This window comes from Brevundimonas naejangsanensis (genome assembly GCF_000635915.2).
Classification (GTDB): domain Bacteria; phylum Pseudomonadota; class Alphaproteobacteria; order Caulobacterales; family Caulobacteraceae; genus Brevundimonas; species Brevundimonas sanguinis.
The window spans coordinates 1,526,218-1,542,588 of the sequence record NZ_CP015614.1 but is presented as its reverse complement, the minus strand read 5'-3'; the positions used below and the strand labels follow the sequence as shown (position 1 = coordinate 1,542,588).

Below are 16,371 nucleotides of genomic sequence, written 5' to 3'. Positions count from 1 at the left end.
GGTCCAACGGACGAAGGGACGGAATCCGTCGGATCCCGTCCCTTGTTTTTTGCGGTGGCGAAGAGCCTTAGAAGCGAGCGCGCACGCCGACCGTCAGGTTGCGCCCGCGCAGGGGCACCGTCTCGGCCAGGAAGGAGGCGTGGTTGAACGCCGTCTCGTCCAGCAGATTGGTCCCGCGCAGGAAGATCTGCGATCGGACAGGCCCCAGATCCACGTCATAGGCGATCGTGGCGTTGACCATGTCGTAGCCCGGCGTCTCGGTCTCGAAAGCGGCGATGTCGGTCTGTTTGAAGGTGCGGCTGTATTCGACGTCGCCCGACCACGGTCCCTGGAAGGCGGCCAGACGCACGCCCGCCCGCGCCGCCGGGATGCGCGGCAGGTTCCCGCCGTCGCCCTTCAGCTCGCCCTGGACGTAGTCGCCGAAGACCGTGCCCGACAGCCATGGCGTGAACTGTTGCGTCAGCTCGCCTTCGATGCCGGTGAAGGTCGCATCGGCCTGGCTGTAGCGGATCAGGCGGAAGTCTTCGTACTGGTCCAGCGTCCGGGCGAAGATGTAGTCGTCATAGACATAGTGATAGGCGCTGACCGAGCCGGTCAGGGAGCCTTCGGTCTTGCGCAGGGTCAGCTCGATCGAGTTGGCCGTCTCGACGCTCAGATCGGAACCGCCGATCTCATAGGTGTTGGTCGCCAGGTGGACGCCGTCGGCATAGAGCTCCTGGGCCGAGGGCGCGCGCTGCGAACGCGACAGCGATACGGCGCCGGACCAGCCGGGGGTGAAGTGCCACACCGCCGAGCCGGAGACGGAGAAGGGCTTGTGCTCGACGTCGGGCAGGCCGAGCGCCGAGGCCTCCTGCCATTCCTGACGCAGGGCGCCCTCCAGGTGCCACAGGCCGATCTCGTATTCCTCCATCACGAACAGGCCGGTGTTCTTGGTCGTGCTGGGCGCCAGATAGCTTTCGTCCCCGACGGCGGCGAAGTCGCTCTTGCTCAGTTGCAGGCCGACCACGCCGCGGACGCCGGCGATCTCGCGATGCTGGGCCTCGATCCGGCCGTCATAGCCCTTGTTGGTGAAGGTCGTGGCGACGACGCCTTCTTCCAGCTCGCTGTGCTCATAGTCGGTGTAACCGGCGCGCAGACGTACGTTCTCAATGCCCGGCAGCGGATCGCGCAGTTCGCCGCGCAGATCGACCCGGCGGCTCTTCAGGCGGACCTCGGGGGCGGCGTGGTCGTGATCGTCTTCGTGCTCATGGCCGTGATCGTCGTCGCCGTGGCCATGATCGTCGTCGTGACCGTGGTCGTGACCGCCGCCGCAGTGCAGGTGGTCGCCGTGCGGGTGGCAGCCCTCGTACTCGTGGGTGTGTCCGGACAGGCCATAGCGGCTGGTCTGTTCGGTGAAGGCCGCGCCCAGATAGCCGCGCGAGCCGATCCAGGAGGCGCCCAGAGTCGCCGTCGAGGTCTCATTATAGGAGCCGTCCAGGCGCGGCTCGTCCCAGCCCGGGACCTTGTAATCGTCCGACTTGCGCGCCGCCGCTTCGACGCGCAGGGCGAAGTTTCCGGCCCCGACCGTCATGCCGACCACGCCGGCTTCCTCATTGTCGACCGAGCCGCGACGGTATTCGGCCACGCCCTCGCCGCCGTTGGCCGGGACGCGGGTCGGGATCTTCTTGTCCAGCAGGTTCACCGCGCCGCCGATGGCGCCGCCGCCGTAAAGCAGGGCCGCCGGGCCGCGCAGGATCTCGACGCCTTCCAGCAGCAGCGGCTCGCCGCTGACGGCGTGGTCGGGCGACACTTCAGAGGCGTCCATCAGGCCCGCTCCCTCGCTCAGCACCTTGACGCGCGGCGAGGTCTGGCCGCGCACCACCGGACGGCTGGCCCCGCCGCCGAAGGTGTCGGAGTTGACACCGGGAATGCTGTTCAGGGTGTCGCCCAGCGTCGACTGGCGCCGGTGGACCAGGTCGTCGCCGCTCAGTAGGGCGACGTGCGAGCCCACGTCGTCGCCCGCGCGGCCCAGGGGCAGGGCGCGCACCACGACCTCGTCCACCTCATAGGCGTCGGCGGCGGTGGGGGCGTGATCATGCGGATCGGCCTGCGACTGACGCTGAAGCGTATCCTCGGCGAAGGCGGGCGCAGCGGCGCCCAGGCTGGCCAGGGCGGCCGCGCTCGCGGCGGTCAGTAGGAAGGTCTGAAAACGCATGATCACGCATCCCCGTTACAATGATGGGAGGCTTGATATGTTATAGTATATCATTACGCAACCGCCCTTCGCGACGATTTCATCCCGCCGGAGCCTTCACAAGCCCTCGACGTTGCAGCAGGGTCGCTGTTTCAAGGGGGCCGCCATGACCAGATCCGCCGGGTTCCAGACTATCGCCGTCACAGCCGGGCTGGGCCTTCTGGCCGCCGGTTGTTCGCAGGAGAAGCCTGCCGAGCCGACCTCGCCGATCGAGGCCCCGGCGGCCCAGGATGCGGCCGCCGTCGGCTATGCCTGCGAAAGCGGCAGGACGGTCGTGGTGGCCTATCCCGACGCCCAGACCGCCCGCGTCTCCTACGACGGCAAGGACTATGCTCTGACCAATGTCGTTTCGGCCAGCGGCGCCCGCTATGCCGGGCAGGGGCTGGGGTGGTGGACGGCCAGCCGCGGCGAGACGGAGAGCGGCACGCTGAGCCGTATGGGCCAGACCGCAGGGCAGGGGGATCAGGCGGACGGCGTCATCATCGAACGCTGCAGCCGCCCGGTCGCGGCGGTGGCGCCGCCGCCCGCCGGCGCGCCCTGCGCTGCTGAGACCCTGCGTCTGGCGGTCGAGGGCGGCGATGCGGGCATGGGCCACCGCGTGACCACTCTGGCGCTGAGGAATACAGGCGCGACCGCCTGCACGGTCACGGGCTATCCGTCCGTAAGCCTGCTGGACGGCGACGGCAGGCTGCTGACGGGCGTTCGGGCGGTCCAGACGCCGGGCAACTATTTCGCGCAGGGGCGCGCGCCGACGCCGGTCGAAATCCGTCCGCAACAGGCCGCCTGGTTCGATCTGGCCTGGACCGTCATCCCGCACGAGGACAAGGGCGAGACGGCCTGTCCCTCGGCCAAGACGGTGCGGGTCACGGCGCCGGGGGCGGCCACGGCCATCGCCCTGCCGCTGGCCTTCACGCCGTGCGGCGGGCAGGTTGAGGTCAGCCCCCTGCGCCCCGTGGCCGAGGCCTCGGCTCAGGCGGCTGCGCCCGCCGCAGGCTAGGGGTTCAAACCTGCCGAGATTCAGCGTAGCGGAGCAAGCATGACCCAGAATATGAACCAGGCATTCTACGACCGTGTTTCCGCCGAGCTGGCTGATATCGACGCTCAGGGGCTGACCAAGCCCGAGCGCGTGATCGCCTCGCGCCAGGGGCCGGTGATCTCCGTCAACGGCCGCGACGTGCTGAACTTCTGCGCCAACAACTATCTGGGCCTGGCCGGCGACGAGCGCGTCACCCAGGCCGGGATCAAGGCGCAGGAGAAGTGGGGCGCGGGCACGGCGTCGGTGCGCTTCATCTGCGGCACGCTGGAGATCCACAAGGAGCTGGAGCGCGCCATCGCCGACTACCTCGGCTTTGAGGACGCCATCCTGTTCGCGGCCGCCTTCGACGCCAATGGCGGCATCTTCGAGCCGCTGTTCGGGGCCGAGGACGCCATCGTCTCGGACAGCCTGAACCACGCCTCGATCATCGACGGCGTGCGCCTGTCGAAGGCTCAGCGCTACCGCTTCGCCAACTCCGACATGGCCGATCTGGAGGCCAAGCTGAAGGAGGCGCGCGCTGCCGGGGCCCGCAACATCATCATCGCCACCGACGGCGCCTTCTCAATGGACGGCTACATCGGCAAGATCGATCAGATCCGCGCCCTGGCCGACCAGTATCAGGCCCTGATCATGGTCGACGACTGCCACGCGACCGGCTTCCTGGGCGACAAGGGCAAGGGCTCGTTTGCCCATTGCGGCGTCGAGGTCGACTTCGTCACCGGCACCTTCGGCAAGGCGCTGGGCGGGGCCATGGGCGGCTTCATCTGCGCCCGCTCAAACGTCGTGGAGCTGCTGAAGCAGCGCGCGCGGCCCTATCTGTTCTCCAACGCCCTGGCGCCCGCCGTGTGCGGCTCGTCGCTGGAGGCCATCCGCATCGCTGCGGGCGAGGAAGGCGACAAGCTGCGCGCCCAGTTGTTCGCTAACGCCGCGCGCTTCCGCTCGGCGATGGCGCAGGCCGGTTTCGACCTGCTGCCGGGCGAGCACCCGATCATCCCGGTCATGCTGGGCGACGCCAAGCTGGCGCAGGACATGGCGGCGCGCCTGCTGGAGCTGGGCGTCTACGTCATCGGCTTTAGCTTCCCGGTGGTGCCGCGCGGTCAGGCCCGCATCCGCACCCAGATGTCGGCGGCCCATACGTTTGAGCAGATCGACGCGGCCGTCGCGGCCTTCACTCAGGCGGGCAAGGAGCTGGGGGTCATCTGACCCCGTAAGCTCAGGGAGCTGGTTCAGTCCTTCAGGCTGTCGTCGGCCATGACGACCGACCGGCCTGTTGGATTGAGCGCCGCCCACAGCAGGATAGCGGCGATCAGCGGCGCTACTGACATGCCGATATAGCGGCCGACGATGGCGACCTGGGCCGCGATCGGATGCAGCGGCGGCTGATCCAGCGAGGACAGCGTCCCGGCGCTGCGGGGCGCCAGTTCGGGGTTCAGCTGCGCCGCCAGCTCGCCCCAGATCAGACAGACCAGCGACAGTAGGAACAGCGCGGTCAGAACCGCCGCCGCGATCAGAGCCGCTCTCAGCGGACGATCAGTGCGCGGGGGCGCCGTCAGGAAGGCGACGGCCAGCGGAACGCCCAGCAGCAGTCGGCGGATGGCGGTGTGGGCCACCTCGTAGACCACCGGCGCGCCGTCCGAGGTCAGGCGCGTGCCGACGCCCCAGCCGCCATCGGCGCGGGTGATGATCTCGCCCGACAGGCCGAAGATCGGGAAGACCAAACTCGCCAGCGGCCGCAGCGCAGCCGTGGCCAGGTCCGCGCCCCACAGCCACCAGGGCGGCAGCAGCAGCAGGAACATCACCAGCGACCACAGGCCGAAGCGACGACGTGCGGCCTCTTCCGGCGTACGGGCGCCGAGTGTTTGCAGCCAGCCGGTCATCAGACAGTCTCCTTGGCGGCGGCCTTGGCCGGCTGACGCCCCTGCCACCGCGTCCAGAAGAAGAAGACCAGCAGCCCCTCCAGGCCGATCATCGCGTCCCAGACGTAGTGGTGGAAGAACTCGAACAGCGATTCCGACCCGCGCGAGAGATAGAGCAGGCTGATGATCCGCAGCAGGTTCACCAGCTGCAGCGCGCCCACCCCCACGACGGCGCCGATCACTCCGTCGCGCAGCCGCCCCGGAAAGGCCAGGATGGCGGCGGTCAGCAGGGCGCAGACCTCGACCGCATTGCAGCCAGCCAGCACCTGAACGGCGCCCTGTCCGTCGCTGAAGCGCAGGATGTCGCCCTGCGCCTGAACGCGCCCGTCAAACGGCTGAAGCACGGCGGCGCAGATATCCACCAGAAGCTGGGTGAAGGGCTGGACGAAAAGCCGCTCGGCCCAGGGCGTCGCCAGGGCGCTGAACAGGGCGATGGCCAACAGGGCGAACAGGCCCAGATATTGAACGGCAGGCGACTTGAGGAAACGCGGCATGGGCGACGAACTGATCCTTGTGGACAAGGCCGCCGGAGATGAGGTCGGCGTGTGAGCGAGCGATAGCTAGCTGATTCATGGCATGTCTTACAGCTAAGCTCGACTGTTGTTATCCCGGGTGCTCGTGGATCGCCGCCGTTGATGCTTTTCGCACTCGACCGCTTGCGGTCGGCGCCAAGGCGGCCTAGCGGCTGAAGCCGAGCAACGGGAGCACCCACCATGACCGACACCATGAAGGCCCTGGCCAAGACGAAACCGGCCGAAGGGCTGGAGCTGATCGACGCCCCCATCCCCGTCGCGGGCGACGAGGACGTGCTGATCAAGGTGCACCGCACCGCTGTCTGCGGCACCGACATCCACATCTGGAACTGGGACGAATGGTCTCAGAAAAACGTGCCCGTGCCGATGATCACCGGCCATGAATTCTCGGGCGAGATCGTCGCCATCGGCAAGGACGTGGATCGCCGCCTGAAGGTCGGCCAGCGCGTCTCGGCCGAGGGGCACGTGATCGATCTGAACTCCGAGGCGGCCCGCGCGGGTCACTTCCACCTGGACCCCGACACGCGCGGCATCGGCGTGAACCGTCAAGGCGCCTTCGCCGAGTATGTGGTGGCGCCGGCCTTCAACGTCATCGAACTGCCGGACGACGTGCCCTATGAGATCGGCTCGATCCTGGACCCGTTCGGGAACGCCGTGCACACGGCGCAGCAGTTCGACTTGCTGGGCGAGGATGTGATCGTCACCGGGGCCGGTCCGATCGGCATGATGGCGGCGGCGGTGGCGCGTCATGCCGGCGCGCGCACGGTAGTTCTGACGGATATCAATGACTTCCGCCTGGAACTTGCGCAAAAGGTCGCGCCGGGCGTGCGCACGGTGAACACGACCAAGGAAGATCTGCGCGACGTCATGCACGAGCTGGGCCTGAAGGTCGGCTTCGACGTGGCGCTGGAGATGTCGGGCTCGCCCATCGCCTTCAAACAGTGCGTCGACACCCTGATCATGGGCGGCGGCATGGCCATGCTGGGTATTCCGTCCAAACCGATGGAAACGGACTGGGGCGCGATCATCCTGAAGGCCCTGACCATCAAGGGCGTCTATGGGCGTGAGATGTTCACCACCTGGCGCAAGATGCTCGGTCTGCTGAAGGCCGGTCTGGACCTGACCCCGCTGATCACCCACCAGATGCCCTATCAGGACTTCGAGGCCGGCTTTGAGGCCATGAAGTCGGGCCAGTCCGGCAAGGTCGTCCTGAACTGGGCCGACTGAAGCGGGGGCGGCCTGGTTCAGGCCGCCAGCAGCTTGATCAGGGCGGTCTCGAAAGAATCCGCTTCTGACTTCGGCAGGCTTTGCGCCAGTTGACCCTGTTCGAACAGGGCGACGACCGCCGGGTGGACGTAGGACGAGCGGCAGACGGTCGGCGTATTGCCCAGCAGACCCGCCACAGCCTTGATGCAGATCGTGACCTTGCGTTTGGCGTCGGCCGCCGAGGTCGGGGCCTCGGCGTCGCGCAGGGCGCGGGCGGCGGACACCGTGCCGGCCCAGGTGCGGAAGTCCTTGGCGGAAAACTCCTCTCCCGCCGCCTCGCGGATATAGGCGTTGACCTCGTCCGAGGTGACGGGATGCAGGGCGCCGTCCGCATCGCGGTACTTGAACAGCTGTTGGCCGGGCAGGTCGCGCAGCGCCCGGACGACCGTGGCCAGGCGCCTGTCGCGGAGGCTGACGCTGTGTTCGATCCCGCTCTTGCCGCGAAAGGCGAAGGTCAGGGCGGCGCCGTCCATTTCGAGGTGCCGCTTGCTGAGGGTGGTCAGGCCATAGGAGCGGTTCTGGCGCGCATACTGGGCGTTGCCGACACGGATCAGGGTGATCTCAAGCAGGCGCACGGCGGTGGCCAGCACCTTTTCCCGGCACGGGCCGCGCCGGGACAGGTCGTCCTCGACGCGCTTGCGCAGACGGGGCAGGGCGCGGGCGAAAGCGGGCAGGCGCTCGAACTTGTTCTCGGCCGCATGGGCCGTCCAGTCAGGATGATAGCGGTACTGCTTGCGCCCGCGCGCATCGCGCCCCGTCGCCTGAATATGGCCGGTGGCGCGCGGACAGATCCAGACATCGGTCCAGGCCGGCGGGATGGCCAGGCTGCGGATGCGGTCCAGCGTGGCGGCGTCCCGGATCAGGCCTCCGTCCGCATCCCGATAGCAGAAGCCGCGACCGGAGCGACGGCGCGTCAGGCCCGGGCTGTCATCATTGCACCAGGTCAACCCTTTGGGCGGGGCGGGATGGGGAGACGTCACGCGCCGACCTTCACTCTGCCGCGCCCATGTCGTCCGCCAACGGCCAGGAGGGCCCGGGCGGCGGCGCGGGGGGCGTGGTCCTCGTCGGGCGGGGCCGGGCGTTCGATCATCGTGGCTCTTCTCAAGCGGCATATCGCAACGGCGGCGGCGTCACGCGGTTCCTTCACCGGGGCGCCGATGGCTTGACCTGAGGGCGCGGGCGAGGGACGGAGCGGCATGAATTATCGTCACAGCTTTCACGCCGGAAACTTCGCCGACCTGGTCAAGCACGCCCTGGTGCTGTGGCTGCTGAAGGATCGCCAGAGCAGGGGGCCGGTGACGGTCCTAGACACCCATGCGGGGGCGGGCCTTTATGATCTGTCGGGAGACGCCCAGCGTTCGCGCGAGGCCGAGGCCGGGGTGGCGCGGCTGATGACCGCCGAAGCGCGGCCTCCGTTGATCGAGGCGCTGGCCGCTGAAGTGGCCGCGCTGAATCCTCAAGGCGGCGTGCGGTTCTATCCGGGCTCGCCGGTGCTGACGGCGCGGGCGCTGCGGGCCGAGGATTCCTATCGCGGCTTTGAGTTGAATCCGCCGATTGAGGCCCTGCTCAATGAGGCGCTCTCCGCGTGGCCGAACGCGCAGGGACAGGCGGGCGACGGCTATGAAGAGGCGGTGCGCGCGGCCAGGGGCGTCAAGGGTCCGCTCGTGCTGATCGACCCGCCGTTCGAGCGGCCTGACGACTATGTCCGCTCGGCCGAGACGGCGGCGGCTGTGGTGCGCGCGGATCCGACGGCGTGCGTCGCGATCTGGACGCCCTTGAAGGATCTGGAGACGTTCGACGGCTTCATCCGGCGGCTGGAGCAGGCGGGGTTGTCGCGGGTGCTGGTCGCCGAGGCGCGCCTGCGGCCGCTGAACAATCCGATGAAGATGAACGGCTGCGCGATGACGGTGGTCAATGCGCCGTCGGGGGCCGAAGCGGCGGCGGCTGAAATCTGCGGCTGGACGGTTCAGGCGCTGGGCGACGCGGGGGCGCGCGCCGAGATCTGGCGCGCCGGCTAGCCGGTCGTCACCTCGCCTGGTTCATAGAGGTGAGGCTCGAAGGTCGCGATGGCCAGGATCGGATCCATGGCGTTGACGACCTGGGGGTGGCGCGTCATGGCCTTCCAGTCTGTGGCGCTGGCCCACACCGCGTGATTGGCGGCGACGCGGCCGTTCAGCCCCCGATGCAGGGTCGCCGAGACAAAGCCGGGCAGTTCGGACTGCACCTTCGCCAGCGCCGCAAGGCGCTCGATCAGTTCGTCCAGGTGGCGCTGGTCGCACTTGAAGATGTTGATCAGCACGACCGGATCATCGGTAGCGGTCATGACGGTTCGTCCCATTGCCTTGGTTGATCTTCTACCCCAATCCAGGGGCTGACGCCTCCTTCATCGTGCGTCTGCGGGAGTGAGAACCGAGCATGAACGTCATCGCCATTCTTGAGACCGGGCGACCGCCAGAGGATCTGGCCGCCCGATACGGCGACTATGTCGATCAGTTCCGCGCGCTGCTGGGCGATGGCGTGGCCACGCGCCGCTTTGATGTTCAGGCAGGCGAACTGCCGGATGACCCTGCGGCCTTCGCCGGAGTCATCGTCACCGGCTCGGCGGCGGGCGTCTATGAGGACCTGCCGTGGATCGAGCCGCTGGCGCAGTGGCTGCGCGATGCGCGGGGCAGGACGCGTCTGGCCGGCATCTGCTTCGGCCATCAGATCATGGCTCAGGCGTTCGGCGGGCGGGTCGAAAAGTCGGGGCGCGGCTGGGGCGTCGGGCTTCATGCCTATGAGGTCACGGGCGACGAGACATGGATGCAGCCGCCCGCTGCGACCTTATCTATTCCCGCCTCGCACCAGGATCAGGTGATCGCACTGGCGGACGATGCGCGAGTGATCGCGGCCAGCCCCTTCACGCCCCATGCTGGCGTGGCCTGGGGGGACGACGCCATTAGCTTTCAGTGCCATCCCGAGTTTGACCCCGCCTTCGCCGCAGCCCTGACCGAAGGACGGCGCGGGCGGATCGCCGAGCATCTGGTTGACGAGGCGCAGGCCAGCCTGAAGCAGCCCAACGACAGGGCGATACTGGGCGCTTGGATCCGCAAATATCTGGGCGTATCGAACGCAGAGGAAAATAAGGCCTGATTGCGGCGGGGCGATAAGCCTTGCTCAATATCTCGCCTCCACTGTCACGCCCAAGTCAGGCGGGAGGAAGATGTTGAGGCGCCGTGTTTTGTTCAGGGGCTTCGTTCTCGCGGGCGTTGCGGCGGCCTCGGTCGCCGTCGCCGAGCCGCCCATGCAGGCCGAGGCGTCGCCGCCTCCGGCGGCGATCGAACTGGCTCGCGCGGTCGAGCAGCGGGCGATGCGCACGAACTTCGACGCCCTTGAGGCTTTTGGCCGTCAGGCGCTCAAGCGAAACGACCGTGAGGGACGGAATCGCCTGTATCACGTCGCTTGGACCTTTCTGAATCAGGGTGATTTTGAGCGGGCGGCCCTGTGGAACGGTCGACTGGAGGCGCAGGCCAGGGCGGCGGACGACCGGCGCTATCTTGAGATCGCGCGGCTGAATAGGCTGACCGCGCGCTATGACCAGGGCGACCTGGCCGTCGCCGCTGATATGGGGGGCGTGGCGGCGACGACCGGCGACTGGTTCGTCAAGGCGCACGCCGCGCGGCTCTTCGCGCTGTCGCTCATGGATCAGGATCAGGTGGGCGAGGGGCTGCGCCTGCTCGCTGGGGTCGAAGCTGAAATCCCGGTTCATGATCCCTTCGCCAACACCGCCCGCGCCGGGGTGTGGGAAATGACCGGCATGGGGTTGATGAAGCTCAACGACGTGTCCGGCGCCGCTGCGGCCTTTCGTCGGTTTGAGATCGACTACTCCAATCCGGCCTATCCCCGCCCCGATTTCGACAGCCTGTATAATCTGACGCGGATGTCGGTGCAGGTCGGCGACCTGGCGCGCGCCGAGCATTTTTATGCGGCGCACCACCGCTTGGCTGAACGGGCGGGCATCCCGGCCATTCACGCCTATGACGCCGCCCTGTGCGCTGCGGTGGCCGATATGCGTCATTCATCGGCCAGGATTCTGCAATGTCTGGCGCCTCATGAGGCTCTGATCGACCGCAAGGCCTTCCTGGCGCTCGACATCCTGCCCCTACGCGGCGTGGCGCGGGCGCGGACGGGCGACATCCTAGGCGCCCGGCGTGATCTGGAGCGCCTGCGCCAGCTGGCCCCGGAAGGTATCGTCGACCCGCGCGAACGCCTGGTGGAGGCGGAAGTGCTGAGGGCGTCCGGGCGCACGGCCGAGGCTTTTGACGTGCTGCGCGACTATGAACAGCGCCGCGCCGTGCAGGCGGCGCAGCGCTTCAGCGCCGGCATCCATCAGGTCACCGGCGACATGCAGGAACAGTTGGCCGAGCGTCGCCGCCAGCTCCAGACCGCGCGCGCCAACACCCAGCTTCAGCGCGCGGTCATCCGGGGCCAGAACTGGATCATGGGCATCGGCCTGCTGTTCGTTCTGTCAGCCCTGTTCGTCGTCATCTGGCAGCGGCGCCAGTCGCGGCGTCTGCGCGCCGCCCAGCGCCGGGCCGAAGAGGCCAATCAGGCCAAGAGCGAATTCCTGGCCAATATGAGCCATGAAATCCGCACGCCCCTGAACGGCGTCGTGGCGATGACCGACGTGCTGTCGCGGCGGGACCTGGCGCCCAAGGACCGCGAACTGGTCGACATCATCCGGTCGTCCGGCGTCACTCTGGAGCGGTTGCTGTCGGATATTCTCGACACGGTTCGGGTTGAGACCGGAGAGATCAGGCTGGACCCGGCGCCCTTCCATCTGGGCGTCATGCTGCGGGAGATCATGGCCTTATGGACGCCGATGGCCATGCAGAAGGACGTCGCGCTCACGCTGGAGCTGGACCGCGATCTCGACGCCGCCTTCATCGGCGACGCGGTGCGCCTGCGGCAGGTGTTGACCAACCTGGTCAGCAACGCCGTGAAGTTCACCGAAACCGGTCAGGTGCGGCTTGAAGCGCGCCGCGCCGCGGAGGGGCGGGCTTCGTTCGTGGTTTCGGATACCGGGATCGGCTTCGACGAAGAGTTCAAGCAGCGCATCTTCCATCGCTTCCAGCAGGCGGATGGATCGATCACCCGCCGGTTCGGGGGCAGCGGCCTGGGGCTGGCGATTTCGGCCGATCTGGTGCGGCTGATGGGCGGGCGTCTGGATTGCGAATCGCCGACGGATGGAGGCGCGCGGTTCTGGTTCGAACTGTCTCTGCCGCCTGCGCTTGAGGCTGAGGTCCCGACTGTTGCGCCCGCCGCGCGACCCATCGCGCGCCATGAGCGCCTGAAGATTCTGTTGGCGGACGATCACCCGGCCAACCGTCTGGTCGTTCAGGTCATGCTGGAGGCCATGCCCGTCGATCTGGTCAGCGTTGAGAACGGCGCCGAGGCGCTGGAGGCCTTCAGACAGGGCGGGTTCGATCTGGTGCTGATGGACATGCAGATGCCGGTCATGGACGGCCTGACCGCGACCGCCGCCATCCGCGAGCATGAGAGGGCGACGGATGCCCCGCGCACGCCCGTGCTGATGCTGACCGCCAACGCCCTGCAGGAACACGTCGAGGCCGGGCGGGCGGCGGGCGCTGACGGCCACCTGACCAAGCCCCTGACCGTGACCGCACTGACCCGGGCGATCGAGGCGGCCGTTATGCAGGAGGCGGATCAGGTTCCGGCCTGATCCGTGCGGATCAGGGCCACTTCACCACGGGCGGCATGGAACTGAGGATGGCGTCGACATTGCCGCCGGTCTTCAGGCCGAACATGGTCCCGCGATCGTACAGCAGGTTGAACTCGACGTAGCGGCCGCGACGGATCAGCTGTTCCTCGCGCTCGGCCTCGGTCCAGGGCTCGTGCATCCGGCGGGCGACGATCTCTGAATAGACCTTCAGGAAGGCCTCGCCGACCATCTGGGTGAAGGCGAAGTCCTTCTCCCAGTCGCCGCTGTCGTGGTGGTCGTAGAAGATGCCGCCGGTGCCGCGCGGCTCGTTGCGGTGCGGCAGGAAGAAATATTCGTCGCACCACTGCTTGTATTTGGCGTGCCAGGCCGGGTCGAAAGCGTCGCAGGCGCCCTTCATGGCGGCGTGGAAGTCCACAGTGTCCGGGTGGTCGTCGCGCCGGTCCGCGTCCAGCACGGGCGTCAGGTCGCCGCCGCCGCCGAACCAGGTCTTGGTCGTCGAGATCAGGCGGGTGTTCATGTGCACGGCGGGCACGCGCGGGCTGACCGGGTGGCAGATCAGGCTGATGCCGGTGGCGTAGAAGCGCGGGTCTTCCTCTGCCCCCGGCACCTTCTTGGCGTAGTCGGCGGGGAAGGTTCCGTGAACGGTCGAGCAGTGGACGCCGACCTTTTCAAACAGGCGGCCGCTCATCATGCCCATGACGCCGCCGCCGCCTTCGGGGCGATCCCAGGGCGTGCGGACGAAGCGGCCGGCGTCTCCGGCGAACAGTTCGGCGGGCGCGGCGTCTTCCAGCGCCTCGAAACCGGCGTGGATCTTGTCGCGCAGGGTCTCGAACCAGACGCGGGCGCGCTCGCGGCGCTCAATCATCAGGGCGGGGTCAGCTTGGATCATGAGGGCTTCAACCATGACGCGGCCTTTCTGAACAGTCCGGCGGGGTGCGCGGACGACGGCCTGATGCCGCAGGCGGGGGCAGGGGGCCTTGATCCAGATCACAATCCGCTGGCGTAAGGCGGTATACGAACGGTTCCCTCTGCGGTCCGGCTGTGCCAGCCTGCCGCACCCGCAAGAAGCAGCGCCGAGGGCGCCCGGGCGGGCCAAGTATCAAAGAGGGGAACCCATGATCCGCATCGCCCTGAACGCCGGACTGCGCGCCAGTCTGCTGGCTGCCGCCTCCATCGCCGTTCTGGCGGGACCGGCTCTGGCTCAAACCCAGCCGCAAGAAGCGCGCGTGACGCAGATCCTGAAGCGCACGCCGCTGATCGACGGACACAACGACCTGCCGTGGGCCTTGCGCCAGGGCTTCGGGAACGACCCGCACGGCGTTGATCTGAATGCGAATCTGTCGGGATCGACGCGCCTGCATACGGATATTCCGCGTCTGCGCGCCGGGGGCGTGGGCGGTCAGTTCTGGTCGGTCTACGTCCCGGCCAGCATGGCGCCGGTCGAGGCCGCCAAGGCCACCTTCGAGCAGATCGACACCGTCAAGCGCATCGCCGCCGCCTATCCTGAGACTTTCGAGATCGCCACGACCGCCGATGACCTGGTCCGCATCCACCGCGCGGGCAGGATCGCCAGTCTGATCGGCATGGAAGGCGGCTATTCCATCGACGATTCCTTGGGCCTGCTGCGCGAGTTCTATGATTCGGGCGCGCGCTATATGACGCTGACCCACTCCAAGAGCACCACCTGGGCCGACAGCGGCACCGACGCCCCCAAATGGAACGGACTGAACGCCTTCGGCGAAGAGGTGGTCCGGGAGATGAACCGTCTGGGTATGATGGTCGACCTCAGCCACGTGTCCGAAGACACGATGGTCGATGCGATCCGGGTGTCTTCGGCGCCGGTGATCTTCTCCCACTCCTCGGCGCGGGCGGTGACGGCCCATCCGCGCAATGTGCCGGACGCGGTGCTGCGCCAGATGGCGAGCAACGGCGGCATCGTGATGGTGACCTTCGTGCCGGGCTTCATCAGCGAGGCCGTGCGGGCCTCGGGCGCGGCGCGCGCCGCTGAGATGACGCGGCTCAGTGCTCTCAACCCCGGCGATCCCGCTGCGGTGAAGGCGGGCATGGACGCCTGGAACGCCGCCAACCCGGCGCCCAAGGCGACGATGGAGGACGTCATCGCTCACATCCAGCACGTTCGCGACGTGGCCGGCATCGACCATGTGGGCCTGGGCGGCGACTATGACGGGGTGGACAGCCTGCCGGTCGGCCTGGAGGGGGTGGACGGCTATCCGCGCCTGCTGGCCGAACTGATGCGCCGTGGCTGGAGCGAGGCGGATATCCGCAAGATCTCGGGCGAGAACCTGCTGCGCGTCATGCGGGCGGTGGAGCGGGTGGCTGAGTCCAAGCGGGCTGAGCGGCCCAGCCTGGCCAAACTGCCGGACGACGGCGCGCCGGAGTAAAACCGCACTCTGACTTTTCCCTCCCCTTAATGGGGAGGGAGAGGCGTGGCGTTTATCGTCTCGGCAAGCCCTGCATCTGCCTCAACGCCTCATGCAGGCCGATCCCGGCGCTGACGGACAGGTTCAGCGACCGGGCTTCCGGCCGGATCGGAATATAGATTCGCGCATCGGCCGCCGCGTGGACGTAGTCGGGCGACCCGGCGCTCTCCTTGCCGAACAGCAGGACGTCGTCGGGTTGGAACACGAAATCCGTCAGCGGCTCGGCCGCGCGCGTCGTGAACAGCACCAGACGACCCGGCGCGCGGTCGCGCTGGAAAGTCTCCCAGTCGGCATGGCGCGTCATATGGGACAGGGGTCCGTAATCCAGCGCCGCCCGCTTCATCGCCCGATCGTCGAAATTAAAGCTCGTGGGCTCGATGACGTGCAATTCCACGCCGAAACAGGCGCTCAGACGGATGCAGGCGCCGACATTATGGGGGATGTCAGGTTGAAAAAGGGCGAGACGCATTCTAAGGCCCTCATACGCGCGGGGCGGGGCCTTGTCGCGGCTTTTGTTGCGACTGTTTCGCAAATCGCTTTCGCGACTTGTCTGAAGCAGCCGAAACCAGGGCCGGACGGGCAGGGGTTTGCCTTCGCACAAAGGGTTCCATTCGGTTGACGTTCCATCTTGGGGCGGACGACCGGCGATGCAGAGGTGAAACGCGTGGCCGAATCGGTCGTGAATGCTGACGGGCCTGACGGCCAACACGGGGGTGGCGACGCCACCCGCCGCGACTTCATCCACATTGCGGCAGGTGCGGCTGCGGCCGGCGCTGGCGTGATGGTGGCGTGGCCGCTGATCAACCAGATGAATCCGGCGGCCGACACCCTGGCCCTGGCGTCGATCGAGTTCGATCTGACCAAGGTTCAGGAAGGCCAGCAGGTCGTCATCAAGTGGCAGGGCAAGCCGGTCTTCGTGCGCTATCGCACCCCGGCCGAGCTGACCAAGGTCATCGACGAGGGCGCCGTCGGCTCCCCTCCCGAGACCGACGCCGAGCGCACCAAGGCCGGTCACGAGAAGTATCTCGTGGTCATCGGCTCGTGCACCCACCTGGGCTGCGTGCCGACCTTCAACGCCGGTGAGTACGGCGGCTGGTTCTGCCCGTGCCACGGTTCGCACTACGACGCCTCGGGGCGTATCCGTAAGGGCCCGGCGCCGCTGAACCTGATCGTGCCGAACTACGAATACATGTCCGACACCCGCGTGAAGATCGGCTGAGGACG

At 67.6% G+C, this 16,371-nt stretch carries 15 protein-coding genes; 8 read left to right on the top strand and 7 right to left on the bottom strand.

The window, feature by feature from the left end:
• Window positions 1-67: 67 nt before the first annotated feature.
• A complete protein-coding gene (locus tag DA69_RS07280) occupies window positions 68-2,194 on the bottom strand; it encodes a TonB-dependent receptor domain-containing protein (RefSeq protein WP_025978115.1) in 2,127 nt (708 codons plus the stop codon).
• Between the two features lie 145 nt (window positions 2,195-2,339).
• Here DA69_RS07280 and DA69_RS07275 point away from each other — a divergent pair, with 145 nt between their 5' ends.
• Both DA69_RS07275 and DA69_RS07270 read left to right on the top strand, forming a co-directional pair.
• A complete protein-coding gene (locus DA69_RS07275; RefSeq protein WP_025978114.1) occupies window positions 2,340-3,230 on the top strand; it encodes a DUF4232 domain-containing protein in 891 nt (296 codons plus the stop codon).
• A 51-nt stretch (window positions 3,231-3,281) separates the two neighbouring features.
• Window positions 3,282-4,472, top strand: coding sequence for a glycine C-acetyltransferase (locus tag DA69_RS07270; protein WP_025978113.1), 1,191 nt, complete (start codon window positions 3,282-3,284; stop codon window positions 4,470-4,472).
• Window positions 4,473-4,495: 23 nt separating this feature from the next.
• Here DA69_RS07270 and DA69_RS07265 read toward each other — a convergent pair whose 3' ends face one another.
• Both DA69_RS07265 and xrtH read right to left on the bottom strand, forming a co-directional pair.
• Window positions 4,496-5,146, bottom strand: coding sequence for an exosortase H-associated membrane protein (locus tag DA69_RS07265; protein WP_025978112.1), 651 nt, complete (start codon window positions 5,144-5,146; stop codon window positions 4,496-4,498).
• Window positions 5,146-5,679 carry an exosortase H gene (gene xrtH / locus DA69_RS07260; RefSeq protein WP_025978111.1) on the bottom strand — a complete coding sequence of 178 codons (534 nt, stop codon included), beginning with the start codon at window positions 5,677-5,679 and terminating at the stop codon, window positions 5,146-5,148. Before xrtH ends, DA69_RS07265 begins: the two co-directional genes overlap by 1 nt.
• 231 nt (window positions 5,680-5,910) lie before the next feature.
• Here xrtH and tdh point away from each other — a divergent pair, with 231 nt between their 5' ends.
• Window positions 5,911-6,945 (top strand): L-threonine 3-dehydrogenase, encoded by a 1,035-nt coding sequence (tdh, locus tag DA69_RS07255; RefSeq protein WP_199683607.1) that lies wholly within the window; start codon window positions 5,911-5,913, stop codon window positions 6,943-6,945.
• Window positions 6,946-6,962: 17 nt separating this feature from the next.
• On the opposite strand, the gene DA69_RS07250 is transcribed toward tdh, so the two are convergent.
• A complete protein-coding gene (locus DA69_RS07250) occupies window positions 6,963-7,964 on the bottom strand; it encodes a DNA topoisomerase IB (protein WP_029972651.1) in 1,002 nt (333 codons plus the stop codon).
• 216 nt (window positions 7,965-8,180) lie between these two features.
• Here DA69_RS07250 and rlmJ point away from each other — a divergent pair, with 216 nt between their 5' ends.
• A complete protein-coding gene (gene rlmJ / locus DA69_RS07245) occupies window positions 8,181-9,002 on the top strand; it encodes a 23S rRNA (adenine(2030)-N(6))-methyltransferase RlmJ (protein ID WP_025978108.1) in 822 nt (273 codons plus the stop codon).
• On the opposite strand, the gene DA69_RS07240 is transcribed toward rlmJ, so the two are convergent.
• Window positions 8,999-9,307 carry an antibiotic biosynthesis monooxygenase family protein gene (locus DA69_RS07240; RefSeq protein WP_025978107.1) on the bottom strand — a complete coding sequence of 103 codons (309 nt, stop codon included), beginning with the start codon at window positions 9,305-9,307 and terminating at the stop codon, window positions 8,999-9,001. The genes rlmJ and DA69_RS07240 overlap by 4 nt on opposite strands.
• 92 nt (window positions 9,308-9,399) lie before the next feature.
• Here DA69_RS07240 and DA69_RS07235 point away from each other — a divergent pair, with 92 nt between their 5' ends.
• Both DA69_RS07235 and DA69_RS07230 read left to right on the top strand, forming a co-directional pair.
• Window positions 9,400-10,116 carry a type 1 glutamine amidotransferase gene (locus tag DA69_RS07235; RefSeq protein WP_025978106.1) on the top strand — a complete coding sequence of 239 codons (717 nt, stop codon included), beginning with the start codon at window positions 9,400-9,402 and terminating at the stop codon, window positions 10,114-10,116.
• An 88-nt stretch (window positions 10,117-10,204) separates the two neighbouring features.
• Entirely contained in the window at window positions 10,205-12,706 is a 2,502-nt protein-coding gene (locus DA69_RS07230) for a hybrid sensor histidine kinase/response regulator (protein ID WP_025978105.1), read from the top strand.
• A 10-nt stretch (window positions 12,707-12,716) separates the two neighbouring features.
• Here DA69_RS07230 and hemF read toward each other — a convergent pair whose 3' ends face one another.
• On the bottom strand, window positions 12,717-13,571 hold the full coding sequence (gene hemF, locus DA69_RS07225) for an oxygen-dependent coproporphyrinogen oxidase (protein WP_419177568.1): 855 nt from the start codon (window positions 13,569-13,571) through the stop codon (window positions 12,717-12,719).
• A 250-nt stretch (window positions 13,572-13,821) separates the two neighbouring features.
• On the opposite strand from hemF, the gene DA69_RS07220 reads away from it, so the two are divergent.
• Window positions 13,822-15,108, top strand: coding sequence for a dipeptidase (locus DA69_RS07220; protein ID WP_029972647.1), 1,287 nt, complete (start codon window positions 13,822-13,824; stop codon window positions 15,106-15,108).
• A gap of 52 nt (window positions 15,109-15,160) precedes the next feature.
• Here DA69_RS07220 and DA69_RS07215 read toward each other — a convergent pair whose 3' ends face one another.
• A complete protein-coding gene (locus DA69_RS07215; RefSeq protein WP_025978102.1) occupies window positions 15,161-15,616 on the bottom strand; it encodes a tRNA (cytidine(34)-2'-O)-methyltransferase in 456 nt (151 codons plus the stop codon).
• Window positions 15,617-15,811: 195 nt separating this feature from the next.
• Here DA69_RS07215 and petA point away from each other — a divergent pair, with 195 nt between their 5' ends.
• Window positions 15,812-16,366, top strand: coding sequence for a ubiquinol-cytochrome c reductase iron-sulfur subunit (petA, locus tag DA69_RS07210; RefSeq protein WP_025978101.1), 555 nt, complete (start codon window positions 15,812-15,814; stop codon window positions 16,364-16,366).
• Window positions 16,367-16,371 lie beyond the last annotated feature (5 nt).